This window comes from Mangrovimonas cancribranchiae, from assembly GCF_037126245.1.
Taxonomy (GTDB): domain Bacteria; phylum Bacteroidota; class Bacteroidia; order Flavobacteriales; family Flavobacteriaceae; genus Mangrovimonas; species Mangrovimonas cancribranchiae.
Genome location: NZ_CP136925.1, coordinates 2,751,229 through 2,769,751, shown reverse-complemented (window position 1 = coordinate 2,769,751; position 18,523 = coordinate 2,751,229). Strand labels below are relative to the sequence as shown.

Annotated in this window: 15 protein-coding genes; all 15 read right to left on the bottom strand. The window is 34.0% G+C overall.

The features are described 5' to 3' along the window. Positions 1-52: 52 nt before the first annotated feature. Positions 53-1,837, bottom strand: a complete 1,785-nt coding sequence (locus R3L15_RS12755) for a ribonucleoside-diphosphate reductase subunit alpha (protein WP_338732125.1) — start codon at positions 1,835-1,837, stop codon at positions 53-55. Between the two features lie 24 nt (positions 1,838-1,861). Further along, positions 1,862-3,136, bottom strand: coding sequence for a ribonucleotide-diphosphate reductase subunit beta (locus R3L15_RS12750; protein ID WP_338732123.1), 1,275 nt, complete (start codon positions 3,134-3,136; stop codon positions 1,862-1,864). Between the two features lie 186 nt (positions 3,137-3,322). Continuing rightward, positions 3,323-4,612 (bottom strand): AMP-binding protein, encoded by a 1,290-nt coding sequence (locus R3L15_RS12745; protein ID WP_338732121.1) that lies wholly within the window; start codon positions 4,610-4,612, stop codon positions 3,323-3,325. Further along, positions 4,613-6,298, bottom strand: a complete 1,686-nt coding sequence (locus tag R3L15_RS12740; protein WP_338732119.1) for a C45 family peptidase — start codon at positions 6,296-6,298, stop codon at positions 4,613-4,615. A 74-nt stretch (positions 6,299-6,372) separates the two neighbouring features. Then, positions 6,373-7,893, bottom strand: a complete 1,521-nt coding sequence (locus tag R3L15_RS12735; protein WP_338732117.1) for an NAD(P)/FAD-dependent oxidoreductase — start codon at positions 7,891-7,893, stop codon at positions 6,373-6,375. Then, positions 7,890-11,570, bottom strand: a complete 3,681-nt coding sequence (locus tag R3L15_RS12730) for an MMPL family transporter (RefSeq protein ID WP_338732116.1) — start codon at positions 11,568-11,570, stop codon at positions 7,890-7,892. Before R3L15_RS12730 ends, R3L15_RS12735 begins: the two co-directional genes overlap by 4 nt. Beyond that, positions 11,563-12,759: a DUF2062 domain-containing protein gene (locus R3L15_RS12725; RefSeq protein ID WP_338732115.1), complete on the bottom strand. Its 1,197-nt coding sequence runs from the start codon at positions 12,757-12,759 to the stop codon at positions 11,563-11,565. Before R3L15_RS12725 ends, R3L15_RS12730 begins: the two co-directional genes overlap by 8 nt. 21 nt (positions 12,760-12,780) lie before the next feature. After that, positions 12,781-13,275 (bottom strand): hypothetical protein, encoded by a 495-nt coding sequence (locus R3L15_RS12720; RefSeq protein ID WP_338732113.1) that lies wholly within the window; start codon positions 13,273-13,275, stop codon positions 12,781-12,783. A gap of 1 nt (position 13,276) precedes the next feature. Continuing rightward, on the bottom strand, positions 13,277-13,642 hold the full coding sequence (locus R3L15_RS12715) for a 3-hydroxyacyl-ACP dehydratase (protein WP_338732112.1): 366 nt from the start codon (positions 13,640-13,642) through the stop codon (positions 13,277-13,279). 3 nt (positions 13,643-13,645) lie between these two features. Next, a complete protein-coding gene (locus R3L15_RS12710) occupies positions 13,646-14,275 on the bottom strand; it encodes a porin family protein (protein ID WP_338732111.1) in 630 nt (209 codons plus the stop codon). A 6-nt stretch (positions 14,276-14,281) separates the two neighbouring features. After that, a complete protein-coding gene (locus tag R3L15_RS12705; RefSeq protein ID WP_338732110.1) occupies positions 14,282-14,893 on the bottom strand; it encodes a hypothetical protein in 612 nt (203 codons plus the stop codon). Then, positions 14,874-15,449: an outer membrane lipoprotein carrier protein LolA gene (locus R3L15_RS12700; RefSeq protein ID WP_338732109.1), complete on the bottom strand. Its 576-nt coding sequence runs from the start codon at positions 15,447-15,449 to the stop codon at positions 14,874-14,876. The genes R3L15_RS12705 and R3L15_RS12700 overlap by 20 nt, the downstream gene beginning before the upstream one ends. A 34-nt stretch (positions 15,450-15,483) precedes the next feature. Next, complete coding sequence (locus tag R3L15_RS12695; protein ID WP_338732108.1) at positions 15,484-16,260, bottom strand: polysaccharide deacetylase family protein; 777 nt, start codon at positions 16,258-16,260, stop codon at positions 15,484-15,486. Then, positions 16,254-17,315: a beta-ketoacyl synthase N-terminal-like domain-containing protein gene (locus R3L15_RS12690; RefSeq protein ID WP_338732107.1), complete on the bottom strand. Its 1,062-nt coding sequence runs from the start codon at positions 17,313-17,315 to the stop codon at positions 16,254-16,256. The genes R3L15_RS12695 and R3L15_RS12690 overlap by 7 nt, the downstream gene beginning before the upstream one ends. Beyond that, entirely contained in the window at positions 17,316-18,518 is a 1,203-nt protein-coding gene (locus R3L15_RS12685; protein WP_338732106.1) for a beta-ketoacyl-[acyl-carrier-protein] synthase family protein, read from the bottom strand. Positions 18,519-18,523: the final 5 nt, after the last annotated feature.

Genomic DNA, 18,523 nt, shown 5'->3' with positions numbered 1-18,523 from the left:
CATTTAAAACAGATAGTTCTAAATGGCTTTTTTTTATAGGTTTAGTTACTCGTTACGCTTCGCAACTTGTGCATTCTTTTTTCTGCTTAAATTTTTGTGCCGCATTCATACTGTGTTGGTAATACAGCGATTTTAATCCTAGTTTCCAAGCGGTAACATGAATGTTATTAATTTCTTTAACCGGCATTTCTGGGTGCACAATAATGTTTACCGATTGGCCTTGATCTATAAACTCTTGTCTTCCTGCAGCGTGGTAAATAACATCAAGTTGATCTATTTCGGAATAGGTTTTAAAGACCGCTTTTTCATTTTCGGTTAAAAACTCTAAATGTTGCACCGATCCATCCATATCTCTTATGCTACGCCATACTTCGGTCGTATTTTGCCCCTTTTCTTCTAATAAAGCTTCTAAGAATGGATTTTTTATCGTGGTTTTTATTTTAGCAATATCCTTAACATAAATGTTAGACCAAATAGGTTCGATGCCTTGTGATACTTGTCCTAAAATAAATGCCGATGAGGTTGTTGGCGCAATAGCGTTTAAGGTGGCATTTCTACGGCCGTAACCTTTTAACACTTCGGGTTCTCCAAATTTTTGCGCTAGCTCTTCTGAAGCTTTGTAAGAGCGCTCTTTTATGGTTTTAAAGATCTCACGGTTTAAGTTGTAGGCTTCTTGACTATTAAACGCATGCATTTTAGACTGTAGTAAGGAGTGCCATCCTAAAACACCTAACCCTAAGGCGCGGTTTTCTTTAGCAAAATTATAGGCACGCTCCATAAATAGGAAAGTTTGACGGTCGTCTCTATTAGAGGAGTCACGATAGCTTTCTAATTTTTCTACAAATTCTGTAATTACGGCATCTAAGAAATACACCATGGTTTCTACAGCATCGGTATTTTTCCATTTATCGTAGTGTAACACGTTTACGCTAGATAGCACACATACAAACGACCAGTTATCGTTTGATGGTAACATAATTTCTGTACATAAGTTACTCGCATAAATGTCGTGTTTTTTGTCCTTATAAACCTCAGGTTTACCATTGTTGGCGTTATCGGTAAAGAACACATATGGGTACCCCATTTCGCCACGACTTTGTAGTACTTTTGCCCAAGTGGTACGTTTGTCAACATCGCCATCAATCATCTCTTGCATCCACTTGCTGGTTACGGTTACGCCATGTGTTAATTGTTGTATAGGGTTACCTTCGGTACCAATTTCTAAAAATTCTTTAACATCTGGATGCTCTATAGGTAAGTATGGAGAAAAGCGTCCACGACGTACAGAACCTTGGCTAACCACATCGACCATAGATTCAAATAACTGCATAATATGAACCGCTCCAGAAGCTTGCCCATTGTTTTTTACTGGCGCTCCACGATGACGAATTTTACCAAAAAACCCCGATGTACCACCACCAAGTTTAGACATCATGCCTACTTCGGATTGTGTGTAGAGAATGTTTCCCATATCATCGTCTATATGCGATCCAAAACAACTAATAGGTAATCCGCGTTCTTTTCCAAAGTTTGACCATACTGGCGATGCTAACGAGAAAAAGCCTTCAGACATGTAGTTGTAAAACTTATCGGAATATCCTGGTATTTGAAGAATTTGCTCGGCTCTATCGGCAATTTCTCGGATACGTTGTTTAGGCGAGACCCCTTCGGTAAGGTATCCTGATTCTAAAAATTTCTGGCTAAATTCATTTAACCATTCAAATCCACCTTCTGTATTGGTATTGGCTAAATACTCTTTTCTGGCATTTACTAGGGGATTGGTTGTACTGTTTTGTTCTTGTGATTGCGGCTGATGGTTGATAGTTTTGTTCTCCATAAGTTTGTGGTTGAGGGTTAATTTTTAGAATAAATCGTCGCTAGTTATACTTTGTGTTCTTTTACTATAGTTAATAGACCTTTTTACGAAAAAGTCGCCGTGTTTGGTGCCAATAATTTCGTCGTCAAACCATTCGGTTTGCGCTAATAGGTTTTCATCAATATCAAATACTTTATCTATACCAATACTTTCCAGAGATTTGTTAAAACGGTTTTTAATAAACTCGTTTACTACATTTTTTGGTAAGAAATCTAGTTCACCATCTTCAAAAATCCAGTCTATAATTTTACTTTCGGCAATAAACGCCTCTTTACATAGATCTTGAATCATGGTGTTGTAGTTATCGTCGAACCATTCTGGGTGTTCGTCTTTTATAATGTTGATGATATCGATTCCGAAATCGCCATGAATTTGCTCTTCTTTAGAAGTGGCTTCCACCACATTGGAAATTCCTTTAAGCATATTTTTATGCTTATTGAATGCCATAATGATTAAGAATTGCGAGAATAACGATACATGCTCGATAAACAATGAGAATAATAAAATAGACTCGGCGTATTCTTGATTATTTTCGCTTTTGGCGTTTTTAAGAGCAGTTTCTAAGTATTGTACCCGTTTCATGATAACAGGTTTTTTCTTTAACTCTTCAAACTCTTTATTTAATCCTAAAATTTCTAATAAGTGTGAGTAAGCATCGTGGTGTCTTACTTCACTTTCGGCAAATGTAGCGCCAACCGATCCAATTTCTGGTTTTGGCATTCTGTGATAAATATCGCCCCAGAATGTTTTTACTGCTACTTCTATTTGAGAAATAGCTAACATGGTGTTTTTGATGGCTGTTTTTTCTACTTCGCTAAGATTCGATTTAAAATCTTGAATATCGCTAGTAAAGTTAAATTCGGTGTGAATCCAATACGAGTGTCTTATTGCTGGTACATAATCGTATAATTGTGGGTACTCGTAAGGTTTTAAATTAACACGCTTTTCAAAGATGTTACTCTTACGACTAAGGGCTTGTTTATTTCTGTAAAGAATGTATGCTTTGGCAACATCATGAAAGGCACTTTCCATGAGTTTTTCTTCTACAACATCTTGTACTTCTTCTACCGTTGGCACATAGTCGGCATCTTGTTTTTTGCGTCCTAGTAAAACGTCGTGAACGTTGTTAGCTATAAGCTGAGCATCTGCAGCTTCACCGTTATTTACAGCCTTCATAGCTTTTAAAATAGCATTTGTTATTTTGCTTAATTCGAAGGGTTTACGGCTAAAATTTCTTTTAGTGATGTGTAAAATTTCCATGAAAAAATGGGTTAGGATTAATAGGATTAACTATGATATAAAAGTCATAAATTATTCTAAATGAAATGAGATGTCGTGAAATTTCTTCTTAACAATTTATCAACATTACGTTCTTTTCTTACACCTCAAATCATAAAAAAACCTTACAAACACTTGTAAGGCTTAGGGTTGAAAAAAAAGTGGTGTTTATTTTCTTTTATCGATGACTAAAATGGGTTTTCTACTCATTTTAGGAAATTGTAGTTTTTGTATGGTTTTAATATCGTGAAATTCGATTTTTGGACTTACACGAAGCTTAGCTCTAAAATGATCTTTTATACGGTGTTGCACCTCTTCTGAGGTGTTTTTGGAAGCTATTTTAATACAAATTTCGTCGGTACCAATGTTGTTATGGGAGATTTCTATAACGTAGCTTTCCACGTCGTTAAAATCGTTTAAAATATTGTCCATGGCTGGCGGATACAAGGTCGTTCCTTTGTACTTTATCATTTGTTTTTTTCTACCAATAACAGGTCCTAAACGTAAGGTGTTTCGTCCGCAAGTACAAGGATTGGTATGTGCTTTTACCATATCGCCAGTTTTAAATCGTAACAGTGGCATACCTTCAACACCTAAAGTGGTTATGGTAAGTTCGCCAACATGATTTTTTGGCACAGGTTGGTTGTTGTCGTCTAAAATTTCAACAATAATTAATTCAGGATGATGATGCCCACCTTGTTGCGCTTCGCACTCGGTAAAAGCAGTATTCATTTCGGTAGAGGCGTAGGTAGAAAATAATTCGATATCCCACTGCGAAGTGATTTTTTGTGCTAATGTGTTTAGTGTGAAATCTTGATCCCTCAACGATTCGCCAATACAAATAGCACCTTTTATACCAGAAGTGTTTACATCGATATTATGTTGTTTGGCGTATTCTATAAGTTTTAATAAAAACGATGGCACGACAATTAGGTAGCTTGGTTTAAATTTTAAGATGGAATCCCATTGTAATTCTGGAACACCTGCACCAACACGAATAATTCCTGCTCCTAATTTTCTAACGCCTAAAAAATAGGCTAATCCAGCCATAAACCTTCTGTCTATAGTGGTTGTTAGTTGTAACACATCGTTAGCTGTAATGCCAGCGCAAGCAAAAGAAATGGCTTCGTTATAAGCTAAACGGTCTAAATCTTTATCGGTTAAGGCAAATGTTACGGGGTCGCCAAGCGTTCCCGAGGTGGTTACGTAATCGATGATTTTGGATTTAGGAACACATAAAAAATCGTCGTTGAATTGTTGTAAATCGTCTTTTGTAGTAATGGGAAGTTTGGTTAAATCGTCCAGTGACTTTATCGTGTTTAGATCAATATTATTTTCATTAAAAACACGTTTGTAGTATTTAGAGTTTGTATTAACATACGACAGTAGTTCCTGAAGTTTACCTTCCTGAAACGTTTGTATTTCTTGTAATGATGCTTTTTCTATCTCTGGAATCATCTAGTTTACTTTCCTGTTTAATTTTTTTATATAGTCTTCAACCTCAAGACGATTTGGAACGGTTGTAATTTCTTTTGTTAAGGCTTCTTTAAAGCTGTTTAATGCAGCAGTATAGTATTTTTTTTCGTAATAATAGCGTCCTATTAAATAATGAACTTCCCAAAATTCTGGGTTTGTGCGTTTAAATTCATTAATCATATCAGGAGCTATATGATCATCATTTTTTATAGCTAAAGCTATGTCACGACTTAACACGCGATAACGTTCGTAATCTTGATAGGCTTTTGTATAAAGAAACGGGTCTTCTTCAATATTTAGTTGTGCCTTTTGTAAGGACTTTGCGTTATTATTTTTAGGTGCATTTTTAAACACCTCATTTAAGTTATAGGCGACAAATTCTCCTAATTGATACGGATTTGATGATACCCAAACTAACCCTTGCTTAGGTTTAAACACAATGCCATGATGCGCTAAAAGTTGATTGAGAGCTTTTTCGTTACCGTAACCAATAGTTTTATCGTTTAATCCTTTTTTATTACGAAGGATATCGACCGCCTTTCGTGGTGTTAATTTTTTAGTGTCGCTTAATAATTCTTCCATGCGTTGGTAACGATACATAGAATGACTTTCGGCCATGTGTTTTAGGTTTCTTTCATCATTTTTAAAAGCCTCACTTTGAAAGTGATTAGAACAAATTAACTGCGAGGTGTTTTCAATCTCATAAATACCAAAATTATGAGGTGCCATTTCTATGGTGATAGCACGATTATCTTGAGCACTTCCTATAAAAATCGATTCGGAGACAAACACTTGTCGTTTTTTAGCAATAGCAATGGCTTCGTCGATATTTGCCGCATACTGTAATATTTCCCGTGTCACAATAGATATTGGGGTTTTGGCTACTAACGGAATTTTAGATTTTCCCGCATTTATAGTAACAGTCAGTCCGGCATCGTTCATACCCGATACTACGCCAATCATTCCAGGCCACGTTACCGACATAAATTTATGACCTTTGGTGGGATTTACAAAAGCGATTATTTTTTCTTTGGAGAAGGCATCGCCAGCATAAAAATCGAAGTTCCTTCCTATAATTAAGTCTCCATCCTCTGTTTTATCACCCCAGGCAGCAAACGACGAACATCCTACTAAAGCCAAGTCCTGAAAGGCGTGACCAATATCGTGTGCGCCATGTAAATATAACACGCGAAGATAATCATCGGCAACATAGTCGTATTTATCGCCAGCGTATTTAGAGAGGCCATAAATTTCTGTTTTATATTCTTCTGGAACGTGTAAATACATTTTACGATTGTACCAAGCGAGCATTTTTCGTAGTAAATATTGCTTGGTTTTAGAAGGTACAATGTCATCAACTTTACTTAAAAAAGCGTCTTCTTGTTTTACAAACAGTTCTTTGGTTAAATAGCCTGTTTTTAGGCCTATTTGTAGTGGGTTGCCATCTACAAACAATTCCCATTGGCCTTGCTTGTTTTTGGTAATGTAATTTGTTTTTAAAATATAAGAAGAATCAGATAATTGTGTTCTGCTAGGGATATGATTATCATACTGACTAACATTAGGAACATCGTGAAGTGATTTTGAGACACCACAAGAAGATAGTACGAATAGCAAAAGTACTATAACAACGATATTGTAATGAGATATTTTTTTGAATAGATTCATATTTTAGAACTCAAAAATCAATTTTTAAAATATAGGCGCAAGTTAACCATTACCGAATTTATATTTACTGTGAACTATGTTTTTTGATTGGCCGCAACAATTTTATCGACTAAATAGTCCATACCAAGTAAGTGCGAACACGTAATAACGGCACCAATAGTAACGCCCAAAATACCATGCATATTTAAGCTTTGTCCTGTAAACAGTAAATTATCTATTTTAGTTTTGGGAGAAACTATAGCTTGCATAGGTTTATTAACATCCTTAGCATACCCATACATGCCGCCATTATGCGAACCAATATAGTCGCGATAAGAAAGTGGTGTTGAGGCATAGACCTCTTGAATGCATGATCTTATATTTGGGAATTTTTTTTCTATTTCATCAAGTACTTTTTCTATTTTTTGCTGCTTGAAAGCTTCGTAGGTTTCACCACGATTATTTTTTTTAGCAACGGTATTTGTGATATGTTCCCATGGTTTTACTTCATCGTATCGCATATAAGTCATTACGGTCATGTTTTCGGCAAATTCCGAAGCATTTTTTTTAACGCCCAACGATATCATATAACCTTCTGGCCAAGTTTCTTGAGTGTAATCATGTGACTTCCAAACATATTCTTTATGTTTAAAATGGTAATAATTTTTATTGAAATATTTAAAGGTATTGGGTTTAAAAACGATATAAACGCTAAATGCAGCAATGGTGTTTTCTATGGTGTTAATTCTATTTATGTAAGCCTTTTTTAAAGGGCTATCGCCTATCATTTTTAGCGTGAGTTTAGGCTCTATATTAGATATAAATGTGTTGCCCGAAAATTCACTCCCATTAGTACAAACAACTTTATGAGCTGTTTTGTTTTTAGTAGTAATTTTTAAAACTTCATGACGTTTAAATACGTCGCAACCATAGGCTTTAATTTGCTTAATAAGAAGTTTTGTTATTTGGCTACCGCCATTAACACACCTGTAAGCACTTTTTATGTAGGAATTAATAGAAAGTGCATGAACATAAAACGGAGTTTTGTTGCTTTCTCCAGCGTATAAATAGTTAGATCCTGCTAAAACAGCTTTTAAGGTCTCGTTTTTAGTTAACTTATCGATAACCTCTTTTGCCGATTCTTGGAAAACTGATAAATCGTACGGAGCGCCTTTTTTTAGATTGTAAAGAGGAAATTTGTCGCAAACCGAAGCCATTTTATCACAATAAGCCTCTATAGCTTGTGCTTCTTCAGGAAAATAGTTTAAAAGCTGTGCCTTAAAATTGGAATACCCTTGCGCTTGTGGATATTCGTTTGGGTCGTCGTCAAAAGTAATAATATCAAAGCCATCTTCGTCCATTTTTTTAAGGTTGAGGTCTTGCATGATGCCTAAAAAATGAAAAAGTTGATGTAGGTTTTGCCCTTTTTCCAAGCCGCCTATGTAATGCACACCAGTATCGAAAATGGTTTTGTTTCTAGAAAACGTTTGTAGGTTACCCCCAAATTGTTGGTTTTTTTCTAAAACGCAAACACGATAGCCTTCTTTGGCTAAAATAAGTGCAGAAACCAATCCGCCTAAACCACTTCCTATTATAACAACATCGTATGTTTTCATTTTTTTAAGGTTATAACGTTGTTATCTTCGGTTTGTACGTGATATTTAAATTCTTCTATTAAAGTGTTTTTAACTGTTTTGCCATCTTTTAATAAAATACAAGAAGCAGGCAACGATGTTTTTAATAAGTCTTTTATCGTGTTAGAAAGTTGAGACGTACTGATAATTAACGTAAGCGGTTTGTTAATATTAGAAAGCGTAATATCATCTACAAATTGAATGTTATAATGTGTGTTAGCGATATAGCTGTTGTTTAAAATTTGCCTTGTTGATGAGGTTTTAATTATTGATGTGATGTTTCTTCCTGGACCATCTAAAGCTAAAAGTATATCTAGTTCTCCAGAGTCTTTTGAGGCATGAATAATGGTGGCTTTCTTATCCACAGTATCTAAAATGCTTTTATATGTTTTGCTGTAAGATTTTAAGTCCTTTTTTACGGTATGATATAACACATCGCCTTTGTAGCGATATTCTTCTAAAACCAAGCTATGAAAATACGTGTCGCTTTCAAATGTTTTTCTAAAATCGATAAAAGCTTGCTTAAAATAAGCACTTATCTTTTTGGTGCGTTCTCTAGGTATTTTACCAAAATTTACATCATCTGGTGTTATTCTAGGTAATATATTTAGTGTAATACTTCCGTTTCTAATAGGAAAACTCCCTTTAGGGATAACTTCGGAATTACCATGAATAAAAACAGGTAAAATATCTAAATTAAATTTATCGGCTAAAAAGAAGGCGCCTTTATGAAAGCGTTTCATTTTATTGGTGTATGAACGTGTGCCTTCTGGGAAGACGACTAAAGAATATCCTTGATCTATTTTAGTTTGAAGATGATCTAAACCACCTTCAATACCTTCGGAAACGGGATAGTATCCTACAAATTTCATCACTTGGCCAAACACGGGTGAGTTATAGACCCAATCGTTAACTAGGAAAATAACTTTATGATGCAACATTTCAATAGCCAAAGTGTCTAAAAACGACGTGTGATTGGCAATAATAACAGCAGGTTTTTCAAATGTTTCTCCAGTGGAGTTAATAATTTTTTTCTTCACAAATGGGTTAGAATATAAAACCGATGTTAAGAACTTACCAGCTATTTTATGAAACCAAGGCATTTTTACTTTCTTACTAACAGGAATAATTTTAAACAAGAGCATTCCTAAAAGCGGTAATAAAAACGTGCCTAAGCCATAATATAGAAACGATAACATAGAGTGTATTAAAACCCTAAAACTTATGGGGCGTTTAGTTTTACTACCAATAAATAACTTGAATAATATAGGTTGTATTGTAAACGATATAAGCAATGCAGAAAGAATACCAATAATAGAAACTAAAGAAATGGTATATAACGCAGGGTGTTTGGCAAATATCATGATGCCAACGCCTAAAATAGTTGTAATAACCGATAAAATTACCGAGGTTTTATGTGTGGGTAATTTGTTTTCGTCAGTTCTGTGTTCATGAAGCAAACCATTCGTAATAAAAATACTATAATCCACACCTAAGCCAAAAATAAAGGTGGAAATAATAATATTAAAAATATTAAATTCAATACCTAATAATCCCATTAAACCAATGGTTGTAAACCATGTTAAGGCAATAGGGATACTCGTTACTAGAGTTAATGAAAAACTTCGGTAGAACACTAATAAAACAAGCAATACCACAATTAAAGAATAACCTACTAAGCGATTAAAGTCGTTTTTTAAATTGCCTAAAAAGGTTTCGTTCATTCCTTGCCTATCAATAACAAGTGTGTTGGGTAGCGATTGAAAAGTTTTGTTGAGTTGACCTAACTGATCGTGATCTAATTTTACTAACGAAGTTACGGTTGTAAATTGCTGTTTTGTAGAAATATAATCGGATACATTTATAGTGTTTAAGGTATTGTAATCGTTACTACTTAATGTCGTGAAATCACGTTGTAATAAATTATAAAACGGTTGATATGTTTTAGGCTTAAACCCTAGTTTAGAACCACTTTCAATCAGTTGATTTTTTGTGAACTTTTTAATAGAATCGTTCCAAAACGCATTCCACTCAATAAGTTTTTTTTCTTGCAAAGCATGAGACTGAACTAAAGCCCCGATAGAACTAAAATTAAGGATGCTACCGTTTTCTTTTAAGGCCGATAGTTTTTTATAAACAACATCGTTAGCCGCTAAAGCGTCTTCTAGAGTTGTTCCGTAAGCCGCTATATAAACCGATTTTGATGCGATGTTAGTGAGTGTGTCCAATCGTTTTTGAGCAGCCATAAGTTTAGGTGGCTCGTAATTTAATTTGGTAATATCGTTATTAAAGGAGACGTTATTATATGTAAAACACGATATAATTAGTAAAATACTTAAACCTATAAATACACCCGTTTTTTTATGCAACGGAATGGCCGAAAATTTATCGATTAAGGTTGTAGTTAGTCCTTTTTCTTGTTGCTGACGGTATACTTGTGGGATAAAAATAAGGGCAAAAACAGAAGCTCCAATAACGCTAATAGCGGCAAAAATACCTAAATCTTGTAGAGCTTGAGAGTTTAAAAACAGTAAGCATAAAAAGGCCAAAGCAGTAGTTAAACTACTCATTAAAACAGGTTTCGAAATCTCTGTGTATAATGATTTAATATTGTTGTTGCTTCTTATGTGAGTGAGAATATGTAACGCATAATCTAGAGTTACCCCCAAAAGCACTGATCCAATTCCTAACGATATGGCCGAAATTTTATCGCGAATAAAATACAGCACAGTAATGGCTAATAAAGCTCCAACTACTGTAGGAATAAATAAAATAATAGGGAGCAGCAATTTTTTGTAAAATACGATAAGAATAATAAGTAACACCGTCATAGCAATACCTACAGTAAATTGTATGTCGTGTTTTATTTGTTTGGCGTTTTCAACTGCAATTAAAGCGCCTCCAAAATATTCGGCGGTTACTTTTTTGCCATAAACAGTATTAAGTTCATTGTTTAAACGATATAAAATGTTTGAAAGCTCGGTATTCTCGGCAGTTTCACTAGCGGCGTGTTTAGGTGAAATAAATAACAGTACATGTTTTTTGTCTTTACTAACAATAAATCCATTTTGAACACTAAACCCATCACCAATACTTAAATTTTGAAGCTTTTTAAGTCCGATAAACGACAATCCTAATGGATCTTTCAAAATGGTTTTTTTAGCCACAATTCCAGAAGGCGATACCAAGGTTTTATAATTGCTTTTAGTAACCGTGTCTAGGCTGTCTTTATTTAGTTTTTGTGCAATGTTTTTATAATCTGAAGCATCAATAAAAAGCGGTAAGTTGTTGTAAACAAAGGTCATGGTATTACCAATAGCTTTGTCCTCAACCTTGCCTTGAATAGATGTAATATAATTTGCTGCGTTTTGGTTTAAACTATCTATAAAAACCTCGGCATATTGTGTTAAGTCGTTTATATTACCTTTAGGTGTTGCGGTAATATGAACGATAATTTTATCGGCAAAATTTACCGTTTTTAAAACCTTTTGAGCTTCGGCATTTTTATCGTTGGTGGGAATAAGTTTTGTAATATCCTCTTCAAACGTAATTTTCGAACTAAAATATCCTAATGTCAATAAAATGATAAAAAACCCTAGTATGCCTAATAGCTTATTAGATTGGATTTTTTTAAAGAGTCTATAAAAGAAATTAACCATGGTTTTTTGCTGTATTCTTTTTATTGAACATCAAAAAGAAAAGATAACTAATTACGCCAAAAATACAAGCCGAAATAGTAGCTAAAGTAAAACTGCCAACAATGTAGGTTTTTAAATGTTTTACAAATTCGAAATTCTGTGTAATTTCGTCTAGTTTATAGGTGTTTTGTACCCCTAAAATTTTCTCGCCAATTTTTGTGCTCGTATAGATTATAAAAGGAATAAATGGCGGAATACTAACGTTAGAGAAGGCAAACGCAATGGCTTTATTAAGGTTTAAAAAAATAGCTAAAAAAATAACCAATACACTATGTAACCCCCATAAAGGTGTTAAGCCTATAAATACTCCCAAGGCAATTGAAAGTGCTTTTTTCTTAGGCGAATCGTAACTTCCTAAAACATCTTCAATAAAAAATTGTTTAACGCCTTTTTTTTTAAAATTTCTAAAAAAGTTTCTTGGCTTAATATACACCAAGGTTAAAAACACTAACCAGGTATTTAAAATGCTTATGCGTGTGAAGTCTTTAAAAGGTCTAAAATGTGATATGCGTTCGTTTTCATCGTAAAGCACTTGAATAGGGATGTTTTTTACATCCACATCTTTCCATGCCGATTTTACAATGACTTCAATTTCAAACTCGAATTTTGTTGTGAAAAAGTGTAGGTTTTTAATGACTTGTAACGGATATAGCCTAAACCCAGATTGTGTGTCTTGTAATTTTATACCTGTTTCAAACCAAAACCAAAAATTAGAAAATTTATTGCCAAAACTGCTTTTCCCAGGAACACTTTCTTGTTCCATATTTCGGGCACCAATAAACAGCACATTTTTTGTTTGATGTTGTTCTAGAGCATTAATAAAAACAGGAATATCGTTAGGGAAATGTTGCCCATCTGAATCGATAGTTATCGCAAAATCGTACCCTAAATTAATCGCTTTTTTGAATCCTTCTCTTAAAGCAACACCTTTACCTTTGTTTTCTGTAAACGTAATTAGGGTTAAGTCGTTATAATTAGAAAGGATGTTTTTTGTGTTATCTGTAGCGCCATCGTTTACAACAATAAGGTGTTTAGTATATTCTAAAACACCATCTATAACACGTTGTAATGTACGGTCGTTATTGTAAGTGGGAATAATCACACAAACATTTAAGCTGTCTATTTTTTGGTTGGTAAGGGTAGGGTTCACGTTTTAGTGAGAGCTTAATGGTTATTGTGTCGAAATTACATTTTTTTCTTCATCTGTAAAGACTTTAGATTGTAAAATATAGTCTTTAATATGGCTTTTTAGGTTAGACGCGCGTATGTGTTTAAATTGCTTTAAAAGAAACGCTTTATCGGAATCAATATGGTTGTTATAGCCTAAAATTTTTGGCGCGTTTTCTTGAATGCCAAGTCGTATAAAGCGTGGTTCTATAGCATTAGGTTCTTTTTCTATGGTATATTCTATTAGGGAAACTCCTTCAATAAATCCGTCTTTTTTTTCTCGTATGGTTTTGGCTTTTCTTGCTTTTAATGCAATAGCGGCTCCTTTATAGGCAACTAAAGCTACATTGTCCTTTTTTGAAACGGATTGAAGTGAGTTGTAAAAAGCCTCTACTTTGGTTGAGTCGTTAGCAGCTTCTTTATATTGATTACGGATTTGACTTAAATCGAAGTTTTGAGTTGTCACTAAACATAAAAAAGAAAGTAATAACAATCGCATATTACATGATTTTGAATGTTGTGTTCAATTTTAATGCCACAGTATCGTTAAACTTTGTGACGTTTTTTACTTTAATGTGTGTGTCTTCTTCTGTAATATTAAGCGTAAGAGTTAAGTCTGGTGTTTTTTCAGGGTTAATAATAGCCATGAATTTTACGTTGCTAGACGCTTCCATAAACAACGTTTTATTTACCACTTTTTGTGTGAGCTCTTTAATAATTTGCATCATACAAACTCCTGGTGTTACCGGGTTGTTTGGGAAATGTCCTTTAAAAACCTCATGGTCTTTATTAATGGTAATATTAGCTGTTGCCACGTTATCGGCAACAGCTAAATGATTAAGTATATAAAAATCCTTTATTAGCATGGATTAAAAGTCAAATTTATAATAAACGCCAAATTGAATTGAGCCATTAAGTACAGAGTCGCTACTCCAGAAATCGTCGTTATCTTCATCATAGTTATCATAGAAGTCGTCTCTAATATCTAAAAGGCCTTGTTTGTATCGTGCTTCAATACCAAGCCCAAAAGGAAACTCGTAACCAACACCACCAAAAAGAGAGAAATCTACTGGTATAACGGAGTCATCATCTAGATTATCGGCTACTTTTACATCTATGGCAGGCCCAACAATTAAATGAACTCCAACATTTGGAACAATATAAAATTTATTAGCCAAAGCCACACCAAGGTAATGGATGCTTAAATCTTCAGAATAGTAATAATATCCTGGATCAAAAGAGTTGCTATAGTTATAGTAGCGAATAGCGTCTTTAGCGCCTTGATTACTATAAGTGGCTTCTGGTTGTAATGCATAAAAATTAGCAAAACGGATGTTTGCAAAGATTGCAGCATTGGGGCCAATTTTGGCATCGGCATGATCAATATTCGAAACCGAAGATAAGTTTAATCCTAATCTAACCCCAGGATGCACTTTTACTTGCGAAAAAGCTGTAGCGCTTAGTGCTATAATCATTAAAAATAATATAGATTTTTTCATAAGGTGTTAATTTATAGATTTTAAATTGATTTTTAGCGTTATGTTATGGTGTGTTATGGTTATTTTATTTGCAATATTATCATTTATTTTTGAAAAGCTAAATACTGTCTTCGCTTTTCCGTTTTTTACACTTACTATTTGACTAAGACTATTGTTTTTAGTGACATAATAATGTGGTTTATCTAAAATTTGAGTTTCAAAAATAGGAGTGCTGTCTTTTAAAAAAGTTTTCGATATTGTTATGTGTTCTTGTACTAGGGCTGTAAAATCCTGTTTTAAAACGTTGAGTAATAATTTTCGGTTTAAGTCATCTAAAATATAGTTAACACTAAAGGTGTTATTTTTAATGGTGAAATCGAATATTTTATTACCCATTTCGGTTGTAAAAGCAATACGGTGTTGGTTTTCTTCTATCTTTTTTACAATAAATAAGCCACTAAACGATTTTCCATATGCGCTAATATTAGCTTTGTAAATATAGTCTTTGCTGGTATTAGAAAAATAAGGGTTTGAAAACACGTTTTGCGTGTTTTCTGTAGTTTTAAAGTGTTGTTTCTTGGGATAAGAGCCACAACTAAAAAGTAAAACAGCTAGTAAACTAAGGGTTAAATACCGCATCTGTTAAAGGTGTATTTAAAGTTCGGTTACTAAAAACAATTTTGGTATAATCTCCCGAAGGTTCTACCATTTTTACGTCTTCTACATCGCCTTTTTTATTAAATGTTATTTGAAAACTGGCAATGTATTCTGAGAATTCTGTGTTTTTAGGGCTAAAATGAACATTGCTTTTACCATCATTTTTAAAGTAGGAGATTTTAAATTCATTATCATCAAACATATCGCCTTTTACACTTTTAATAATAAGTTTGTTTAGTTGTTTAAACATTTGGTTGGAACCAATATCTATTTGACTTTTATTACCTTCATCATTAATGAAAAGGCTTTCATTTTTAAATATTACAGTATATTGAAAAGGCTTATTATAGGCCCATTTTACAAGATTTGGTGCTTTAAAGTGAAGTGTTCCTTTGGTTATAATATCATTAGATAAAAAATCTAAATGTTTATACTGGGTAAAATCGCTAACAATGGTTTTTGTTGTTTTAGCTTGAGACTTTACAAGGGCTTTTAAATTTTCGGCTTCGGTTGTTGTCATTTTTGTTTGTGCTTGCATACTAAAACAAACAAAACACAGTATGTAAATAAGCTTATGCATAAGGTTTAAGGTTACAAAGTTGGTCTACAGTTACCGATTTAAACTGTTTCTTTTCCAAAAATAACAATAACTGTTCCAAAACGCGTAAAGATTTCTCACTAGTATCATGCAGTAAAATAATATCACCAGGTTGTAGGTTTGCTGTTATGCGGTTTAAAACAGTTTTTTCACTTAAAGATGTTGTATCTAAAGAACGTTTATTCCACCCAATAGACTTTAAACTTAAGTGTTTAATGGCGCGTTTTATATTTGGATTAGTTACGCCAAATGCTGGACGGTATAAGTTAGCTTTTAATCCAGATTGTTTAAAGATAATTTGATTGGTTTGCTTTAGCTCTGCTATAACCTCTTTTGTTGAAAAAAAACCAAATGTATTGGTGTGACTGTATGTGTGATTTCCAACAGTATGTCCTTTATTAATAATTGTTTTGAAAATGTTAGGTGATGTTTCAATATGTTTTCCAATACAGAAAAATGTGGCTTTAGCGTTGTATTTATCTAAAAGATCTAAAACCTTTGGTGTTATATTTTGGTTTGGGCCGTCGTCAAATGTAATTGCAACCCGGTTTTCTTTTTCATTTGGGTTTGATAACACCGATTTAAAATGATAGTTCCAGCCTATAAATGCAGAACCCAACCCTGTTAGTATCAACCATAACGCTATGCCTATAAAAATAACCCAAAAAGGTATTATGCCTAAGAAGAAAAAACATAAGCCTATAACAAGAAAAGCTAGTGTAAAAAGTGTAACCGTTTTAAAGCTTAACATTGACGAAGCAACGTGAAACTATGATTTTCTCCACGATACTGGTTATACAATAATACGGTTTTATATTGTGAAGTTTGTAAGCCGTTTAACCTAACAATTTCTGGAAGGCTTTGCGTTTTAATAACTTTTGAAGCCAACCAAAACCCAAAAGACGATGCCGTATTAAACTCACCACTTAAATGTTTATAGTAAGCTTGAGGTGTTTTAGAAAATATTTCGCTTAATGTGTTATAATATGCATCAAAATTAACATCGCCATTATTTCCTAAAATTAATAAATCAAGGTCGTCTGTACTTAAATCATGCTCTTTTAAAAAGGCTATAGCTTGTTGCTTTAACGCTTCTTGTTTAAGTGTGTTATATGTTTTTAACGAAACAATTTCGGCGTAACTTGTATTCGATTTCTCGTTGGATAGTACAAAAAAGTTAGCTCCTTCGCCAAAAACGGCACCTTCGGTTTTACTTTCAAGTAGGTTTGTAAGCGTTGTGGCTTCAGGTTTTATATGATTTATAATTTTATGAATCTTAGTTGTATGATCACCAAGTTCATCAACACCACCTACAAGAATATGTTTGGCTTCATCTAACTGTAATTGCAATAAAGCATCTATTACTGCCGATTCGAAAGATATACTAGAATGTACATATGTAAAATTATAGCCTTTACAGTTTAGCTCTAAAGCAATTTGCCCGCCAACGGTATTGTGTGTAGATTGTATAAAAGGTGTTGGCGTTAAGTACTGCTCGTCGTTATCTATAATCGCGCTAACAAATTTTTCCGAATCGCGTACACAACCCATACCTGTTCCCGTAATTACAGCATCAACTTGATTAATGTTAGCTTCGTTAAGGGCTATTTTAGAGGTTACAATGCCCATTTTTATGCCTTTAGCCATGCGTCTTGCCGCGGCTGGTGGAATATAATCTTTATAAACAGGGTTTACGGCAAATATAACGTTGTCATTATATTCGGTAATATCATTTAAAAACTCAGTATTATCAAAGGTTTTTTGAGCTGAAATAGAACCAACACTATTTATGTAAACGTTTTTCATTTATTGTTCTTTTGAAAAAATTACCGTTGAACAATTTCCGCCAAATCCTAAAGAGTTTGAAAGTACCGTTTTTAGTGGTTTCTCTTTTAATGTAAGTTGAGGTGTTATATTAAATTCCTTCATTTGCGTTTTAAAGTTCAAATTCGGGTAAATAATATTGTTTTGTAACGCTAAAACCGAATAAACTGCTTCAATAGCTCCAGCAGCTGCTAGTGTGTGTCCTGTATAGGCTTTTGTTGAGCTAAAATCTGGAACATGATTGCCAAAAACGCGTATAATAGCGCGTCCTTCCGATAAATCGTTGTTGCCAGTTGCTGTTCCGTGAGCATTAATGTAATCTATATCGCCAGGTGCATATCCAGCTACATTTAAGGCCTGTTCCATAGCAAGTGTTGCGCCATCACCATGATCTGACGATGCTGTTTGGTGAAAGGCATCGTTGGCATTGCCATAACCTTTAACGTAGGCTAAAACAGGTTTGTTTTCAGCTTCAACAACCTTATCCGATTCTAAAACTAAAAAGGCTGCTGCTTCGCCTAAGTTAAGACCTTTACGGTTATCATCGAAAGGTGTACTGTATGTATCGGATAGTATCATTAAGGTTTTAAAGCCGTTAATGGTGAATTTTGATAAACAGTCTGATCCACCAACAATAACTCGGTCTAACTTCCCAGATTTTATTAATCGTGCTCCAAGCATAATAGCATTTGCAGCCGATGAACAGGCGGTACTTATGGTCGTGACCAAACTGTTATTTATACCTAATTGTTCGGCTATTTTTTGTGTGGAGTCGCCAGCGTGATGGCCTTCAATATATTTTTGGGTTTCAGGGTTTTCAAGATAATCGTAATAATATTTTTCAGTCATATCCATACCACCAACGCTTGTGGCCGAAATAAATCCTGTTTTGTATTTGTTGATATCTTTTATACGTGCATTTTTAACGGCTTCTTTGGCAGCTAAAGCACCTAAAAGTGCTGTTCTGGAATAATTATTGGTTTTTGGTAACTGCAGTTGCTGTTCCATTTCGGAATTAGTAAAAGCAATTTCACCAACCATAATATCGTTAACATGATTGGTGTTAATTTTTTTTACTCTAGAAATTCCTTTTTGGGCATTAATGAGTGATTGATAGTTTTCAGTCACATTGTTGCCAATGGCTGAAATAATGCCCATACCTGTTATGGCAACGCCTTTACCCATGTGTA